Origin of the sequence: Burkholderia sp. MSh2 (assembly GCF_000731655.1) — a bacterium.
GTDB lineage: Bacteria > Pseudomonadota > Gammaproteobacteria > Burkholderiales > Burkholderiaceae > Burkholderia > Burkholderia paludis.
The window spans coordinates 1-15,734 of record NZ_JPGM01000035.1; the positions used below are offsets into that span (position 1 = coordinate 1).

Annotated in this window: 17 protein-coding genes; 9 read left to right on the forward strand and 8 right to left on the reverse strand. The window is 67.1% G+C overall.

What is annotated here, in order from left to right; translation table 11 throughout:
• Positions 1 to 473 (reverse strand): ABC transporter ATP-binding protein (locus tag GQ57_RS22335; RefSeq protein ID WP_034199038.1); only part of this gene is annotated, 473 nt, incomplete at its 3' end.
• Positions 474 to 495: 22 nt separating this feature from the next.
• Entirely contained in the window at positions 496 to 2,253 is a 1,758-nt protein-coding gene (locus GQ57_RS22340) for an ABC transporter permease (RefSeq protein ID WP_034199039.1), read from the reverse strand.
• Positions 2,254 to 2,304: 51 nt separating this feature from the next.
• On the opposite strand from GQ57_RS22340, the gene GQ57_RS41970 reads away from it, so the two are divergent.
• On the forward strand, positions 2,305 to 2,637 hold the full coding sequence (locus GQ57_RS41970) for a hypothetical protein (RefSeq protein ID WP_152603327.1): 333 nt from the start codon (positions 2,305 to 2,307) through the stop codon (positions 2,635 to 2,637).
• A gap of 96 nt (positions 2,638 to 2,733) precedes the next feature.
• On the forward strand, positions 2,734 to 3,000 hold the full coding sequence (locus tag GQ57_RS22345) for a double-stranded DNA-specific endonuclease (RefSeq protein ID WP_031398393.1): 267 nt from the start codon (positions 2,734 to 2,736) through the stop codon (positions 2,998 to 3,000).
• Positions 3,001 to 3,042: 42 nt separating this feature from the next.
• On the opposite strand, the gene GQ57_RS22350 is transcribed toward GQ57_RS22345, so the two are convergent.
• Positions 3,043 to 4,359: an ATP-binding protein gene (locus GQ57_RS22350; protein ID WP_031398394.1), complete on the reverse strand. Its 1,317-nt coding sequence runs from the start codon at positions 4,357 to 4,359 to the stop codon at positions 3,043 to 3,045.
• Positions 4,343 to 5,068 (reverse strand): response regulator, encoded by a 726-nt coding sequence (locus tag GQ57_RS22355; RefSeq protein WP_006493394.1) that lies wholly within the window; start codon positions 5,066 to 5,068, stop codon positions 4,343 to 4,345. The genes GQ57_RS22350 and GQ57_RS22355 overlap by 17 nt, the downstream gene beginning before the upstream one ends.
• A 223-nt stretch (positions 5,069 to 5,291) precedes the next feature.
• Here GQ57_RS22355 and GQ57_RS22360 point away from each other — a divergent pair, with 223 nt between their 5' ends.
• Entirely contained in the window at positions 5,292 to 5,843 is a 552-nt protein-coding gene (locus GQ57_RS22360; protein ID WP_034199040.1) for a periplasmic heavy metal sensor, read from the forward strand.
• Positions 5,844 to 5,913: 70 nt separating this feature from the next.
• On the opposite strand, the gene GQ57_RS22365 is transcribed toward GQ57_RS22360, so the two are convergent.
• Positions 5,914 to 6,609 (reverse strand): pirin family protein, encoded by a 696-nt coding sequence (locus tag GQ57_RS22365; RefSeq protein WP_031398396.1) that lies wholly within the window; start codon positions 6,607 to 6,609, stop codon positions 5,914 to 5,916.
• A 370-nt stretch (positions 6,610 to 6,979) separates the two neighbouring features.
• Between GQ57_RS22365 and GQ57_RS22370 the strand changes: the two genes are divergently transcribed.
• From GQ57_RS22370 to GQ57_RS22385, 4 genes are all read left to right on the forward strand, one after another.
• Complete coding sequence (locus GQ57_RS22370) at positions 6,980 to 7,762, forward strand: ABC transporter substrate-binding protein (protein ID WP_031398397.1); 783 nt, start codon at positions 6,980 to 6,982, stop codon at positions 7,760 to 7,762.
• Between the two features lie 229 nt (positions 7,763 to 7,991).
• Complete coding sequence (locus GQ57_RS22375) at positions 7,992 to 8,681, forward strand: ABC transporter permease (protein ID WP_031398398.1); 690 nt, start codon at positions 7,992 to 7,994, stop codon at positions 8,679 to 8,681.
• Entirely contained in the window at positions 8,678 to 9,391 is a 714-nt protein-coding gene (locus tag GQ57_RS22380) for an ABC transporter permease (RefSeq protein WP_031398399.1), read from the forward strand. Before GQ57_RS22375 ends, GQ57_RS22380 begins: the two co-directional genes overlap by 4 nt.
• Before the next feature lie 18 nt (positions 9,392 to 9,409).
• Entirely contained in the window at positions 9,410 to 10,189 is a 780-nt protein-coding gene (locus GQ57_RS22385) for an ABC transporter ATP-binding protein (RefSeq protein ID WP_031398400.1), read from the forward strand.
• 63 nt (positions 10,190 to 10,252) lie between these two features.
• Here GQ57_RS22385 and GQ57_RS22390 read toward each other — a convergent pair whose 3' ends face one another.
• On the reverse strand, positions 10,253 to 10,750 hold the full coding sequence (locus GQ57_RS22390) for a GNAT family N-acetyltransferase (protein ID WP_031398401.1): 498 nt from the start codon (positions 10,748 to 10,750) through the stop codon (positions 10,253 to 10,255).
• 133 nt (positions 10,751 to 10,883) lie between these two features.
• Here GQ57_RS22390 and GQ57_RS22395 point away from each other — a divergent pair, with 133 nt between their 5' ends.
• Both GQ57_RS22395 and GQ57_RS22400 read left to right on the forward strand, forming a co-directional pair.
• Positions 10,884 to 11,810 (forward strand): LysR family transcriptional regulator, encoded by a 927-nt coding sequence (locus GQ57_RS22395; protein WP_034199079.1) that lies wholly within the window; start codon positions 10,884 to 10,886, stop codon positions 11,808 to 11,810.
• 562 nt (positions 11,811 to 12,372) lie between these two features.
• Complete coding sequence (locus tag GQ57_RS22400; RefSeq protein ID WP_031398403.1) at positions 12,373 to 13,452, forward strand: porin; 1,080 nt, start codon at positions 12,373 to 12,375, stop codon at positions 13,450 to 13,452.
• A gap of 136 nt (positions 13,453 to 13,588) precedes the next feature.
• Here the strand turns inward: GQ57_RS22400 and GQ57_RS22405 are convergent, their stop codons facing one another.
• Together GQ57_RS22405 and GQ57_RS22410 are read right to left on the reverse strand one after the other, a co-directional pair.
• On the reverse strand, positions 13,589 to 13,927 hold the full coding sequence (locus tag GQ57_RS22405) for a P-II family nitrogen regulator (RefSeq protein ID WP_006398637.1): 339 nt from the start codon (positions 13,925 to 13,927) through the stop codon (positions 13,589 to 13,591).
• Positions 13,928 to 14,010: 83 nt separating this feature from the next.
• Positions 14,011 to 15,732 carry an NAD+ synthase gene (locus GQ57_RS22410; RefSeq protein ID WP_034199080.1) on the reverse strand — a complete coding sequence of 574 codons (1,722 nt, stop codon included), beginning with the start codon at positions 15,730 to 15,732 and terminating at the stop codon, positions 14,011 to 14,013.
• Positions 15,733 to 15,734: the final 2 nt, after the last annotated feature.

The window sequence follows — 15,734 nt, forward strand, 5'->3', positions numbered from 1 at the left end:
CCGCCCGACAGCTCGCGCGGGTACGCATTCTCGAAGCCGTCGAGACCGATCAGGTCGATCGCGGCGAGCGCGCGCTCGCGCCGCTCGCGCGCGCCGACGCCCAGCGCCTCGAGGCCGGCTTCCACGTTCTGCAGCACGGTGAGCCACGGGAACAGCGCGAAGGTCTGGAACACCATCGCGACGCCTTCGGCCGGGCCGTTCAGCGGCTTGCCGAGATAGGACACCTCGCCGCCGGTCGGCTCGATCAGGCCGGCGATGATCCGCAGCAGCGTCGACTTGCCGGAGCCCGAGCGGCCGAGCAGGCCGACGATCTCGCCTTCGCGCAGCGACAGGTTCGCGTCGTCGAGCACCAGCAACTCGCCCTGCGTCTTGTTGAAGCCGCGGCAGACGTGATCGACGCGCAGGATCTCCTCACCGAGACGCGGCGGCTGGTTCGTCTGGACGGGGGCGTTTACAGCATTCGGATTTTGCATCGCGTTTCGCTCTCAATCGGTCTCAGTCGAGCCGCAGCTTCGCTTCGGCGAAGGCATACAGCGGGCGCCACAGCAGGCGGTTGAACAGGGTGACGAACAGGGACATCACGGCGATGCCCAGGATGATCTTCGGGAAATCGCCGGCGGCGGTGGTTTGCGCGATATACGCACCGAGGCCGTGCGCCTCGATCTTGGTATCGCCCCACTGTACGAACTCGGACACGATGCTTGCGTTCCACGCGCCGCCCGAAGCGGTAATGGCGCCCGTCACGTAGTACGGGAAGATGCCGGGCAGGATCGCCTGCCGCCACCACTGCCAGCCGCGGATGCGGAAATTCGTCGCCGCTTCGCGATAGTCGTTCGGGTAGGACGTTGCGCCAGCGATCACGTTGAACAGGATATACCACTGCGTGCCGAGCACGATCAGCGGCGACAGCCAGATGTCCGGGTTCAGGTGGAATCGTGCGATCACGATCACGAACACCGGGAACAGCAGGTTGGCCGGGAACGCGGCGAGGAACTGCGCGAGCGGCTGCAGCTTCTCGGCCAGCCTGGGGCGCAGCCCGACCCACACGCCGATCGGCACCCAGATCACCGACGCGATCGCGATCAGCACGACCACGCGCAGCAGCGTGATGAGCCCGAGCACGAACACGTGGCCGACCTCGGCCATCGTCACGCCGGTCGCCACGAAGCTGATGACCCGCCACACCACATAGGCCGTGCCGATCAGCACGAGGACCGCCCACGCGATGTCGACGGTGCGCGACGCCTTCTTCTCGACGCGCGGCAGCGTGAAGCGCATCGCGCCCGACAGCGGCATGCGCAGCGGAATCCGCGCCGCCTTCGCGAAGAACCAGCCGGCCGGCACGAGCAGTTGATGGATCAGGCGCGTGCGGCGCACGAGATCGAGCAGCCACGACTCCGGCGCATTGCCCGAGCTCGTGTTTTCCATGCGGAACTTGTCGGCCCATGCGACGAGCGGACGGAACAGGAACTGGTCGTACGCGAGGATCACGAGCGTCATCGTGAGGATCACCCAGCCGATCGCACCGAGGTTCTTGTCCGAGATGGCCTGCGCGAGATACGCGCCGATCCCCGGCAGCGTGATGGTCTGGTTGCCGACCGTGATGGCCTCCGACGCGACGACGAAGAACCAGCCGCCCGACATCGACATCATCATGTTCCAGATCAGCCCCGGCATCGAGAACGGCACCTCGAGCTTCCAGAAGCGCTGCCACGCGGTCAGGTGAAAGCCGCGCGACACTTCGTCGAGATCGCGCGGCACCGTGCGCAGCGACTGGTAGAAGCTGAACGTCATGTTCCACGCCTGGCTCGTGAAGATCGCGAAGATCGCCGCGAGCTCCGCGCCGAGCACGCGGCTCGGGAACAGCGCGAGAAAGAACGTGACCGTAAACGAGATGAAGCCGAGCACCGGCACCGACTGGAGGATGTCGAGGATCGGGATCAGCACCATGCCCGCGCGGCGGCTCTTGGCCGCGAGCGTGCCGTAGATCAGCGTGAACACGAGCGACGCGACCATCGCCGCGAGCATCCGCAACGTGGTGCGCAGCGCATATTCGGGCAGGTTCGACGGATCGAGCGAGATCTTCTGCGTCTGCAGGGTCCCGATCGGCGCCATCGTTTCGTGGAAGCCGACGACCGCCATCGCGATCAGGCAGATGATCAGCGGAAACGCGATGAAATCCCACCGGTTCGGCAGAACGCGCCACGCGGACGCGTTGGCGGTCCGGTTCGGATTGAAGAATCCGACGTCCATCAGGCGCCCTCCCCGGTAAGGCCGGACCCAGCCGGCAGTCGATGTTGATTCATGGCAAAGCGCACGGGCGCGGTAATTCGATTGACTGACGATCTCGCGCACGCGCGCCGGCCGAGCCGGCCCGCGACGGCACGACACTACACCAACCTGTATTTCAGCTACAACCGTCCGGGGACGGAGCGGGCGGCGCACGATCGTGCCCGGCAAGCGGGCGAACGGCGGGTGCGCGGTACGGGCACAACCCGGCCGCCGCCTTTCGGCCGGCATGCAGGCCCGAATTATGCCGCGATCCGGCCCGGCCGTGAACCCGCCAGCCGCACGCCGACGCAAACCATGTCGGGCATCAGCAGCCGGATACGACTAAGCGGGTATGATCAGGGTTAGCCCCCGGGGCCCGGTGCGGCCGTTCTCGCGGCAACGCAGGCGCGTTCCCCGAGTCATCAGGCCCCGGGGATCGACCGACGAGCGGGAGGAAAGGGAATGGCAGGAAACTTGGTGATCGTCTGCCGCGATCAGGATGCCGACGCGTTCTATGAGCTGATGCAGGAGTACGGGACGTTCCAGACACGGCTGTCGTCGACGGCGTGGTACCTCAACATGAACGTCGTGCCGGAATCGCTGCAGGAGGAAATCCTGGAGCGCCTCGGCCGGTATACGACCGTCTACATCTTCGAGGCCACCACCGTGACCTACAACACCATCGACAGCAACGCGGCCGAGACCCTCGGCTCGCTGTTCGGCGAATGATGCCATGCGGCGCCGGCCCGGCCGGGCTGGCGCCGCAGCCGTTTATGCGGCCTGGGCGTGCGGTTCGTCCTTCGGCACGGCCTCGAACGGGAACGTCATCGAGACGCGCAGGCCGCCTTCGGGGCGGTTGCCGATGTCGCACGCCCCGCCCAGCCTGAGGACGAGCCGCTCGACGATCGCGAGCCCGAGCCCGCTGTGGCCGTTGCCGCCGCGTGCGGGATCGAGTCGCACGAACGGCCGCGTGGCCGCCGCGAGATCGCGCGGCGCGATCCCGCCGCCGCTGTCGCTGACCGACAGCACGTAGCCGGCCGACGTGCGCGCCGTCTCGACCAGCACCGGCGGCGCGCCATAGGCATGCGCGTTGTCCAGCAGGTTCGACAGGATCCGGTCGAGCGTCGCCGTCGGCAGGCGGAAACCCGGATCGGCGTCGAGCCGCGTCTGCACCGTCGGCGCGTTCGGCGCGACCGCGCGGTAGCTGCGCGCGATCCGCTCGCACGTCTGATCGACCGGCACCGGCTCGCTGCGATCGGAGCCGCCGTGCGCAAACACCAGGAACTGGTCGACGATGTGCGACATCGAGTCGACATCGCGCACGACGCCGTCGCGCAACCGGACGTCGTCCATCATTTCCGCGCGCAGCCGCATCCGCGCAAGCGGCGTGCGCAGATCGTGCGCAACGCCCGCCAGCATCACCGCCCGATCGCTCTCGGCCTGCGACACCTGCTCCACCATCTGGTTGAAGCCATGCGTGAGCTGGCGCAGCTCGCGCGGGCCGCGCTCGCGCAGCGGCGGCACCGGCTGCCCGCGGCCGAAACGCGCGACCGCGCGCGCGAGCGAACGCAGCGGCTGCTGCAGTTGCCATGCCGCGAACAGCGCGGCGATCACGCCGGCCGAGAAGATCGTGCCGAGCCACAGCAGCATCCGGTCGAGCGAGCGCGGCGGCCGCAGCGGCTGCACGGGTACCACGATCCAGTTGCGGTCGGTCGGCTCCTTCACCCACAGCACGGGCGGATGCCCGGGCGCGCCGATCTCGACGCGCGTGCCGGGCGGCATCCGCTCGCTCACGTCGTCGCGGAACCGCTTGAGCGACGCCGGGAGATTCGCCGGGTCGCCGTTCGGCACGTCGGCGCTGCCCGGCGTCACCAGCCGCACACGCGACGGCAGCGGCTGGTCGGGCGTGCGCTCGACGTGCTGGCGCACCGCGTCGACCAGGAATGCGGCCTCTTCGACCGCGTAACGCGTCTGCATCTGGTTGCGCTCGAGCCGCATCGCGAAAAACCACGCGAAATGCGATAGGAGCAGAACCCCGACGACGAGCAGCGCCAGCCGCCCGAACAATGAATCAATGGGTTTGCGCATGGGCCTCGCCGTCAGGCACGAACACATAGCCGCGCCCGCGTACCGTCTGGATGAAGCGCGGCGTCGACGGATCCGTTTCGAGGATGCGGCGCAGGCGCCACACCTGGACGTCGATCCCGCGATCGGTGCCGTCGTACTCGGGCCCGTGCAGCAGCTCGAGCAGCCGCTCGCGCGTGAGCGTGCGCAGCGCGTGGTTCACGAAAATCTTCAGCAGCGCGAATTCGCTGCTCGACAGCGTGGCCGGCTTGCCGTCGACCGACAGCGTGCGTGCCTGGAAGTCGAGCAGGAAGCGGCCGAACGCGAACGGCTCACGCTGCTCGGGCGCGGCCGCGGACGGCGTCGCGCGGCGCCGGCGCAGCACGGCCTGCACGCGCGCGAGCAGCTCGCGCGGGTTGAAGGGCTTGCCGAGGTAATCGTCCGCGCCGAGCTCGAGCCCGACGATGCGGTCGACGTCGTCCGCCCGCGCGGTCAGCATGATCACGGGGATGTCGTCGCCCGCCGCGCGCAACTGGCGCAGCGCGGTCAGGCCGTCGACGCCCGGCATCATCAGGTCCAGCACGATCAGGTCGGGGCGCTCGCGCTCGAGGCGCTTCTCGAGCGTCGCCGCGTCGTGCAGCACGGACACCTCCATCCCCTGGCGCACCAGATAGTCGCGCAGCAGGTCACGGAGTTCTTGGTCGTCGTCGACGATGAGGATCTGGGTAGTCATGGCTCGAAGTTTACCGCGCGAGGGCGGAGTCAAAGAACGAAAGAAAGGGACGAAAGGGTTACTGCGGGTTACGGCGCAAGGGAAGTGTAATGCACGGTAACCGGGCCGATGCCCCACGTAACACCGGCCCGTGCCTACATCGCTAACCTGCGTCTTACCGGATGCATGACGCGAGTTTCCCGCGCCGCATCGCCGGACCCTTTGGATACAAGGAGTTTCTGAAATGTATAAGAAGACTTCCCGCGTGGCCATCGCAGCCGCCACTCTGCTCGCTCTCGCATTCGGCTCGGCGCACGCCGCACAACCCGGCGACATGCCGCCGCCGGGCGGCCCCGGCATGCACCGGATGCACGGCGGGCACGAAGGCGGCCCGTTCGGCGTGATCATGAAACTGCACGACCAGCTGAAGCTCGACGCGGCGCAGGAGCAGCAATGGCAGACGGCCATCAACACGATGAAGCAGAATCGTGACGCGATGCGCAAGAGCCACGAGCAGATGCGCGAGCAGTTCAAGGCGCAGCAGAGCCAGCCGATCCTCGACCTGAGCGCGATGCACGCCGCGCGCCAGCAGGCCGAGCAGCAGAACGCGCAACTGCGTGAACAGACGTCGGCCGCATGGCTCGCGTTCTACAACGGCCTGAACGACCAGCAGAAGACCACGGTCAGCACGGCGCTCAAGCAGCAGTTCGCGAAGATGGAACAGCGCCACGAAAAGATGAAGGAACGCTGGCAGCAGCATCGCGCGGCCAAGGCCGCGTCGGCGCCGGCGCAGTAAGCCGGCCGGCCGCTCCACGGGGCGGCCCCGAAGGGGGGCGCGGGCACGAGCCCGCGTCCCCCTTTGTCTTTCACGCGACGTCGAACAGCAGCACCTCGGCCGCCCGACCGCGCGCGAACGCCACCGCGTCCACGCCGCCGATCCGCGCGCCGTCGCCCGCGGCCAGCGCGCGGCCGTTGACCTCGACGTCGCCGCGCACCACGTGCACGTAGGTGCTGCGCCCGGCCGGCACATCGAACGCCGCCGCCTCGTCGCCGTCGAGCAACCCCGCAAATATGCGGGCGTCGGCTCGCATCGGCAGCGCACCGCCGCCACCGTCCGGCGCCGCGACGAGCCGCAGCCGGCCGCGCTTGTCGTCGTCCGCGAAGTGCGTCTGCTCGTAGCCGGGCCGCCCGCCCGGCCCGGCCGGCGCGAGCCGGATCCGCAGCAGGCGCAGCGGCCGGTCGCACGACGCATTGGTTTCGCTCAGCATGATGCCGGTGCCGGCGCTCATGCACTGCACGCCGCCCGCGCGAACGATCGCCCCGTTGCCGAGGCTGTCGCGATGCGCGAGCGCGCCGTCGAGCACGTAGGTGACGATCTCCGCGTCGCGAAAAGGCCGCATCCCGTAGCCGCGGGTCGGCGCGATGCACTCCTCGTTCAGCTCGCGCAACGCGCCGAGGCCCGGTGGCGCGCCCCTCCCGGCGGAACAAGGAAAGCTGTGCAGGAATTCGTGCCAGCCATGGCTGCGCTGGTCGCGATCGGCCGCGCGGCGGATCTGGAACATGGGGCGGACACTCCGTGAGACGCGTTGTTCTGGCATGTCCGACACTGTATGGGTGTGCCAATCGCGCCACAATCCGCCGCTCGTGCACTGCATCGTTGCATCTGCGATAGCAATCAAAGCAATGTCCCTTGCGAATACGACGATTGCCGCAACAGCCGGTTCGACGCACCGAAGAATCGGCCGGTCGGCCCGGATTGCCGGTTTCCGGGTATCGCGTTCGGGTAAAATACCGCCCTTTTGGCGATCGCCCTTCCGGCGGCCGCCATCGCCAGAGCGCCGTCCGGCGAATTTTGGCCGTCTAGAATACGCCGCGGCGCCCGGTCCAGCCGGCCGCGAGCGCCCCCGGAAAGTCAGCAACAGAAGGATGCAAATGAAGAAGGCCGCCCTGTGCGCCGCCCTCGCCCTCGTGGCGGGCAGCGCCTTCGCGAAGGAGTGGAAGACCGTGCGGATCGGCGTCGACGCCAGCTACCCGCCGTTCGAGTCGACCGCGCCGAGCGGCGAGATCGTCGGCTTCGACGTCGATCTCACCAAGGAAATCTGCAAGCGGATCAACGTGAAATGCGTGTGGGTGGCGCAGGATCTCGACGGCATCATCCCGGCGCTGAAGGCGAAGAAGTACGACGTCATCGTGTCGTCGCTGACCGTCACGGACAAGCGCCGCGAGCAGATCGACTTCTCCGACAAGGTGTACGACGCGCCGGCGCGCATGATCGCGAAAACCGGCTCGCCGCTGCTGCCGACGGTCGCGTCGCTGAAGGGCAAGCGCGTCGGCGTCGAGCAGGGCTCGACGCAGGAAACCTACGCAAAGGCTTACTGGGAGCCGCAGGGCGTGACGATCATTCCTTACCAGAATCAGGACCAGGTCTATGCGGATCTCGGCTCCGGCCGTCTGGACGCGACGCTGCAGGACGAACTGCAGGCCGACTACGGCTTCCTGCGCACGCCGCGCGGCAAGGGCTTCGCGTTCGCCGGGCCGGAAGTGAAGGATTCGAAGACGATCGGCGACGGCACCGCGATCGGCCTGCGCAAGGAAGATACGGACCTGAAGCTCAGGATCAACCGGGCGCTGGCCGACATGCACAAGGACGGCACGTACGACCGGCTGTCGCACAAGTACTTCTCGTTCAGCGTGTATTCGGCTCCGGCCCGCTGAGCGTCGAAGCGCAGCAGCAACGGATGCGGGGGCGGCCCCGCGTCCGGGCAGTACAGGCAGTCAACCACGCGCCGCCCGCCCCCATGCCCGCCGCCCGCGCGACGGGCTGGCCCGGCACCGTTGCCGGGGCGGACGGTCATGATACGCACGGGGCGTTCCGCGCAGCTTGGCGGGCGCGTCTTTCGCGGCGCACCGCGTGCGCCCTCAGGGACCACACCAGGGACCACATATGTTTCTACAAGGTTACGGCCCGCTGATCCTCGCAGGCACCTGGCAAACCGTCAAACTGGCGGTGCTTTCGCTTGTGCTGTCGTTCCTGCTGGGCCTGCTCGGCGCCGGCGCCAAGCTCTCGCGCAACCGCGTGACGAACGGCATCGGCACCGTCTACACGACACTGATCCGCGGCGTGCCCGACCTCGTGCTGATGCTGCTGCTGTTCTACAGCCTGCAGATCTGGCTGAACATGGCCACCGACGCGCTCGGCTGGGACCAGATCGACATCGACCCGTTCCTCGCCGGCGTGCTCGTGCTCGGCTTCATCTACGGCGCGTACTTCACCGAGACGTTCCGCGGCGCGTTCCTGTCGGTGCCGCGCGGCCAGCTCGAGGCCGGCAGCGCATACGGCATGACGAACTGGCAGGTGTTCACGCGGATCATGTTCCCGCAGATGATGCGCTTCGCGCTGCCGGGCATCGGCAACAACTGGCAGGTGCTCGTGAAGTCGACCGCGCTCGTGTCGATCATCGGCCTGGCCGACGTCGTGAAGGCGTCGCAGGACGCCGGCAAGGGCACGCTGCGGTTCTTCTTCTTCACGCTGATCGCGGGTGCGGTCTACCTCGCCATCACGACGATCTCGAACTTCGTGCTGATGTGGCTCGAAAAGCGCTACTCGACCGGTGTCCGCAAGGCTGACCTATGATCGAACTCATCCAAGAATACTGGCGCAACTATCTCTACACCGACGGCTATCGCACCACCGGCGTCGCGATCACGCTGTGGCTGCTGGTCGTGTCGATCGGCCTCGGCTTCTGCCTGTCGGTGCCGCTCGCGGTCGCGCGCGTATCGAAGAAGAAGTGGCTGTCCAGCGCCGTGTGGCTGTACACGTACGTGTTCCGCGGCACGCCGCTCTACGTGCAGCTGCTGCTCTGCTACACGGGCCTCTACAGCCTGCAGGCCGTGCGCGGCACGCCGATGCTCGACGCGTTCTTCCGCGACGGGATGCACTGCACGCTGCTCGCGTTCACGCTGAACACCTGCGCGTACACCACCGAGATCTTCGCGGGCGCGATCAAGGCCACGTCGTACGGCGAGATCGAGGCTGCGCGCGCGTACGGGATGTCCACGTTCACGATGTACCGCCGCGTGATCCTGCCGTCGGCGCTGCGCCGCGCGCTGCCGCTGTACAGCAACGAAGTGATCCTGATGCTGCATGCGACGACGGTGGCCTTCACCGCGACCGTGCCGGACATCCTGAAGATCGCGCGCGACGTGAACTCGGCGACCTACATGTCGTTCCACGCATTCGGCATCGCCGCCCTGCTCTACCTCGCGATCTCGTTCACGCTCGTGTGGCTGTTCCGCCAGGCGGAGCGTCGCTGGCTCGCTTATCTGCGCCCGCAAGGCAAGTAAGTTTTCGCAGGACTATTGATGAATTCCCAGACTCAAAAGCTTTTCGTCGACGATCTGCACAAGCGCTACGGCGACAACGAGGTGCTCAAGGGCGTGTCGCTGAAGGCGAACTCGGGCGACGTGATCAGCGTGATCGGCTCGTCCGGCTCCGGCAAGAGCACCATGCTGCGCTGCATCAACTTCCTCGAGCAGCCGAACTCGGGCCGCATCTTCGTGGACGGCGAGGAAGTGCGCACCGCGCTCGACAAGACGGGCGCGCTGCGCGCGGCCGACACGAAGCAGCTTCAGCGCGTACGCACCAAGCTCTCGATGGTGTTCCAGCACTTCAACCTCTGGTCGCACATGAACGTGCTAGAGAACGTGATGGAAGCACCCGTGAACGTGCTCGGCATTTCGAAGAAGGAAGCCGAGGCGCGTGCGCGCGAATATCTCGAGAAGGTCGGCCTCGCGCCGCGCGTCGAAAAGCAGTATCCGTCGCACCTGTCGGGCGGCCAGCAGCAGCGCGTGGCCATTGCGCGCGCGCTGGCGATGCATCCGGACGTGATGCTGTTCGACGAGCCGACGTCGGCGCTCGACCCTGAACTGGTGGGCGAAGTGCTGAAGGTGATGCAGAAGCTGGCCGAGGAAGGCCGCACGATGATCGTCGTCACGCACGAGATGGGTTTCGCGCGCAACGTGTCGAACCACGTGATGTTCCTGCATCAGGGCCGCGTCGAGGAAGAAGGCGTGCCGTCCGAGGTGTTTGCCAACCCGAAGAGCGAACGCCTGCGCGGCTTCCTGTCGGGCAGCCTCAAGTAACGCACGTCGCGCATGACGCTCGAACGGGCGCCCGCGGTTCGCCGCGCGGCGCCCGTGTCGCGTTTACGCGGCGCTCACCGGCGCGTTGTCGGCGAACGCGCGCAGGGCGTCGCCGGCGAGCCGGTAACGCACCCACTCGCTCTGCGGCGCCGCGCCGACGCTCTCGTAAAAGCGGATCGCCGGCTCGTTCCAGTCGAGCACGCTCCATTCGAAGCGCCCGCAGCCCGATTCGACCGCGATCCGCGCGAGCGCCTTCAGCAGCCGCAGCCCGGCACCCGCGCCGCGAAAGCGCGGCGACACGTACAGATCCTCGAGATACAGCCCCTGACGGGCCAGCCACGTCGAATACGAGAAGAAATACACGGCGAAACCGGCCGGTTCGCCGTCGACCTCGCATATCAGCGCGCGCGCCGGCGATCCCTCGCCGAACAGGCTGCGCTCGAGCGACGCGGGCGTCGCGACCACTTCGTGCTCCGCCTTCTCGTAGACGGCCAGCTCGGTAATGAAACGCAGGATCAGCGGCACGTCGGCGACGGTGGCGCAACGGATGTCGATTTGCACGGGATGAGCCCTCCTCCGGCCCGGACTTGAAACGGAAAGCGGCGCCGCACAGCCGCGCTGGCGCCGATCGAACCGTCATGCTACGGTCATGACGCTACTGCAGGAAGTGCAGTTTCTTCATTCCGACCTGAACATGATGCATCCTGATCTGCGCCGCCTCGACCTGAACCTGCTGCTCGTGTTCGACGCGCTGTATCGCCACCGATCGGTCGCCGCGGCCGCGCACGAGCTCGCGCTGAGCCCGTCCGCATTGAGCCACGCGCTCGCGCGGCTGCGCGACGCGATCGGCGACGCACTGTTCGTACGCCTCGGCAACGAGATGCAACCGACCGTGCGCGCCGACGACATCGCCGCCTGGGCCGGCGACGCGCTCGACACGATGTCGAAGGGGCTCGCCCGCGCACGCCGCTTCGATCCCGCGCAGAGCGACCGCACGTTCGTGTTCGCGGCGAGCGACTACACCGCATTCGCCGTGCTGCCGGCGTTCCTGGCACGCATCCAGCACGTCGCGCCGCGCTTGCGGATCCGCGTCGTGCATTCCGACCGGAAGATCTCCGTCGACGAACTCGCGGCCGGCCGCATCGATTTTGCGCTCGGCTACCACGAGGAATCGGCGGCCGATGCGCCGGGCATCGAGGACTTCGACTGGTTCTCCGACGACTACGTCGTGATCGCGAGCGCCGCGCATCCGGACATTCGCCGGCGGCTGACGCTCGACCAGTACCTGGCCGCGCGCCACGTGGTCGTCACGCCGTGGAACGAGTCGCGCGGCGTCGTCGACTACGTGCTCGACCGGCTCGGCCTCGCTCGGCAGGTCGCCGTGCAGTTGCCGAGCGTACTGGCCGCGCCGTTCGTGATCGCGGAATCGGCGCTGCTGATGACCGTGCCGAACCGCGCCGCGCAGGCGCTGCGGCACGCGGCGCCGATCCGCATCTTCCCCGCGCCGTTCGAGATCCCGCGCTACACGGTGAAGGTCTACTCGCACGCGAAGCATGCGCGCACCGATGCGCACCGCTGGATTCGCGCGCAGTTGCTCGATGCGCGGCCGGCGCCCGGCTGACCCCGGCGCGGCGCGCGCCTTGCCTTGCCTTGCGTGGCGCCCCGAGACAGGCGCCGGCAGGCGACGTCCTGCGGCCGCCATTCATTACGAGTTCCTTTCCAATTACTCACTTTCGGCGCTTACGCCCGCGCCCCGGCAACGTCAATAGTGGCAATCCTTGACCCATGTTCCCGGAATTCGTGTCTCCCTTGCGCGACAAGGGTTTTCCGTTAATTGCAAACCCTTGACGCCCCCGTTGCGCACCGTGTTGCATGGCAATTTGGCGACATGTGTTAGTCAAACAACGATTTCCATCGCCACAAAATTGTATTTTTGCTAAATTAGTAACCAAAGTAGCAAAACGAAGTTCGTGAAATGTAGTTTAGCTTCACGACACTACAAGGAGACCCCGCAGGCCGACCCGGCTGCGCGGGACCGCTCAACGGTTTTCCGTCCGCTTGCCCGCGTGCCGCGCTTACCGGCCCTGCACGAGGTCTCCCTGGTTATCCCGCTTTTGCCCGGGCGCGCATGCTCCGGGCATCTCGTGCAGTCTGGGTTGACTTTTTGACAGGGTATGGAGGAGATGATGAAGAAAGCTTTGGTCGCGGCCGCGCTGATGGCTGCTGGGGTGGTGACGGCGCACGCGCAGAGCAGCGTCACGCTGTATGGCCGCCTGGATGCGGGCATCGAGTACCTGAACGGCCTGCAAAACGGCCACCAAGTGCGCGCGGAAAGCGGCGACTGGGGCACGAGCCTGTGGGGCTTGAAGGGCACCGAGGACATCGGCGGCGGCAACAAGGTCCTGTTCCACCTCGAAGGCGCATTCAACACGATGACGGGCGGCTTCAGCGGCTCGATCTGGGATCGTTATGCGACGGTCGGCATCTCCAACGACCGCTACGGTACGCTGCTGCTGGGTCGCGAACTCGCGATCGCCAACGGCGTGTGGGACTTCGACCCGTTCGGCCAGTCGGCCTGGTCGACCGCCTCGCTGGTGCGCGGCCGTAACTGGAACAAGACGAGCAACAACGTTTCGTACCAGTCGCCGTCGCTCTACGGCCTCGACTTCTACGGCCAGTTCTCGTTCTCGAACTCGACCAGCTTCAACGGCAACACGACGGCCGGCCAGCCGGGCCGCGCAGCCGGCGCACAGGTCACCTATACGAACTCGCTGTTCCAGTTGCGCGGCATCTACGACGAAACGCGCGACAGCAACGGCCACTTCTCGGACGTGTTCAACTACTCGCGCGAATACTTCGCGGGCGTGAACGTGTTCCTCGGCCAGTTCAAGCTGCAGGCGGCCTACCAGGCATCGCGCGCGGACGGCAGCGGCGGCCCGGCGGTCAACGCCGGCATCACCGGCACCCAGCAGGTCTGGGGCGGCGTGACGTGGCAGGCAACGCCGGCGGCGGCGCTGATCGCGGCCGCGTATCACGTGAACGCGAACAACGGCGGCGGCAACGCGAACATCTACACGGTCGGCGGTTCGTACAACATCTCGAAGCGCACGCTGTTCGACCTGCAGGTCGCGACGGTGCGCAACAGCAAGAATGCGAACTTCGGCCTGAACGCGAACGGCGCCGGCACGGCCGTTTCGACCGGCAACCCGAATCCGGGCGGCAGCCAGACCGGCGTCTACGCCGGCATCCAGCACCTGTTCTGATCGGGCGCCGTCAAAGAACGATTCGGCAACACTTTCCACGCTGCTGCGAGAGGCGCGTATCGGTGCGGTACCCAACCGGGTATCGCACCGTTTTTTATTGGCGGGGCCCGAAACGGCCCGCGGACGAATGCGGCGCTCAGACGGCCGCTTCGTTCTCTTCGCCGGTGCGGATGCGGATCACGCGCTCGACATCCGACACGAAGATCTTGCCGTCGCCGATCTTGCCGGTGCGCGCCGCGCCGATCACCGCGTCGATCACCTGGTCGACCTGCGCTTCCGCGACGACCACCTCGATCTTCATCTTCGGCAGGAAGTCGACGACATACTCGGCGCCGCGATACAGCTCGGTGTGCCCCTTCTGGCGGCCGAAGCCCTTCACTTCCGTCACGGTCAGGCCCGTGAGACCCACTTCGGCGAGCGCTTCGCGGACTTCGTCCAGCTTGAACGGCTTGATGATGGCAGTGATGCGTTTCATGGTGGTTGTCCCCCAATGCTCGTTTGGATGAAAAATCGCGATCCCGATTGTAAGCCTGCGAGCCGCATGCGGCCCAGCGCGGCTCAATCGAGACGTTCGGTAAAACGTGACGTGACCGGGTAGCGCCAGTCGCGCCCGAATGCGCGATGCGTGACGCGAATGCCGATCGGCGCCTGGCGGCGCTTGTATTCGTTGATCTTGATGAGCCGCGTCACGCGTTCGACGTCGGCCTGCGCATAACCGGCCGCGACGATCTCGGCGAGCGGCCGGTCCTCTTCCATGTACATCCGCATGATCGTGTCGAGCACGTCGTACGGCGGCAGGCTGTCCTGGTCGGTCTGGTTCTCGCGCAGCTCGGCCGACGGGGCGCGCGTCAGGATCCGCTCCGGGATCACGTCGCGCAGCACGTAGTCGGTGGTCGCGTTGCGGTAGCGGCACAGCCGGTACACGAGCGTCTTCGCGATGTCCTTGATCACCGCGAAGCCGCCCGCCATGTCGCCGTACAGCGTGCAGTAGCCGACCGCCATCTCGCTCTTGTTGCCGGTGGTCAGCACGATCGAGCCGAACTTGTTCGACAGCGCCATCAGCAGCGTGCCGCGAATGCGCGCCTGGATGTTCTCCTCCGTCGCGTCTTCCGCACGGCCCGCGAACTCGTCCGCGAGCGCCGCGCGGAAGGCGTCGAACATCGGCGCGATCGCGATCTCGTCGTAACGCACGCCGACGCGCCGCGCCATCTCCGCCGCGTCGGTGGTCGAAATGTCGGCCGTGAAGCGCGACGGCATCATCACCGCGCGCACGTGCTCCGGCCCGAGCGCATCGCACGCGACGGCCAGCACCAGCGCCGAATCGACCCCGCCCGACAGCCCGATGAGCGCACCGGGGAACCCGTTCTTGCCGATGTAGTCGCGCACGCCCAGCACGAGCGCGCGATACACCTGCGCGTCGACCGGCAACTCGGGCGCGATCGTGCCGGGCAACGGCCGCGCGCCGTCGAATTCGACGATCGCGTGCCCCTCGTCGAACTGCGGCATCTTCGCGACCAGCGCGCCCTGTGCGTCGAGCACGAACGAGCCGCCGTCGAACACGAGCTCGTCCTGCCCGCCGACGAGGTTCACGTACACCATCGGCAATCCGGTCTCGCGAATCCGCGCGCGCAGGATGTCGATGCGCACCGCTTCCTTGTTCATGTGGTACGGCGAGCCGTTCGGGATCAGCAGCACCTGCGCGCCGGCCGCCTTCGCGATCTGCGCGGCCGATGCGTGCCACGCGTCCTCGCAGATGATCACGCCGTATTTCACGCCGTTCAGCTCGAATACGAGCGGCTCGGTGTCCGTCGCGAAGTAGCGCTTCTCGTCGAACACCTCGGTATTGGGCAAGTCCTGCTTGCGGTAGGTCCCGACGATCGCGCCGCCGACGATCAGCGACACCGCGTTGTAGGTGTCGGTGGGCGGCACGCCGCGCTCGATCGGCCGGTTTGCATTACCATCGACGGCTGGCGCATGCGGATCGCCGCCCGGCGCGCCGTCGCCCGCGCCGCGCAGCGGATGGCCGACCAGCACCGCGAGCCCGTCGAACGCCTTCAGGGCGTCGGCGAGCGCGTCGAGCGCCGCGGCGGCGGCGGCGTAGAACGCCGGCCGCAGCAGCAGGTCTTCCGGCGGATAGCCGGACAACGCGAGTTCGGGCGCGACCATCAACTGCGCACCATCGTTGTGCGCGGTGCGTGCGGCCGCGACGATCCGCGCGACGTTGCCGGCGAAATCGCCGACGGTGACGTTGATCTGGGCGAGAGCGAGTCGGGTCTTCATGA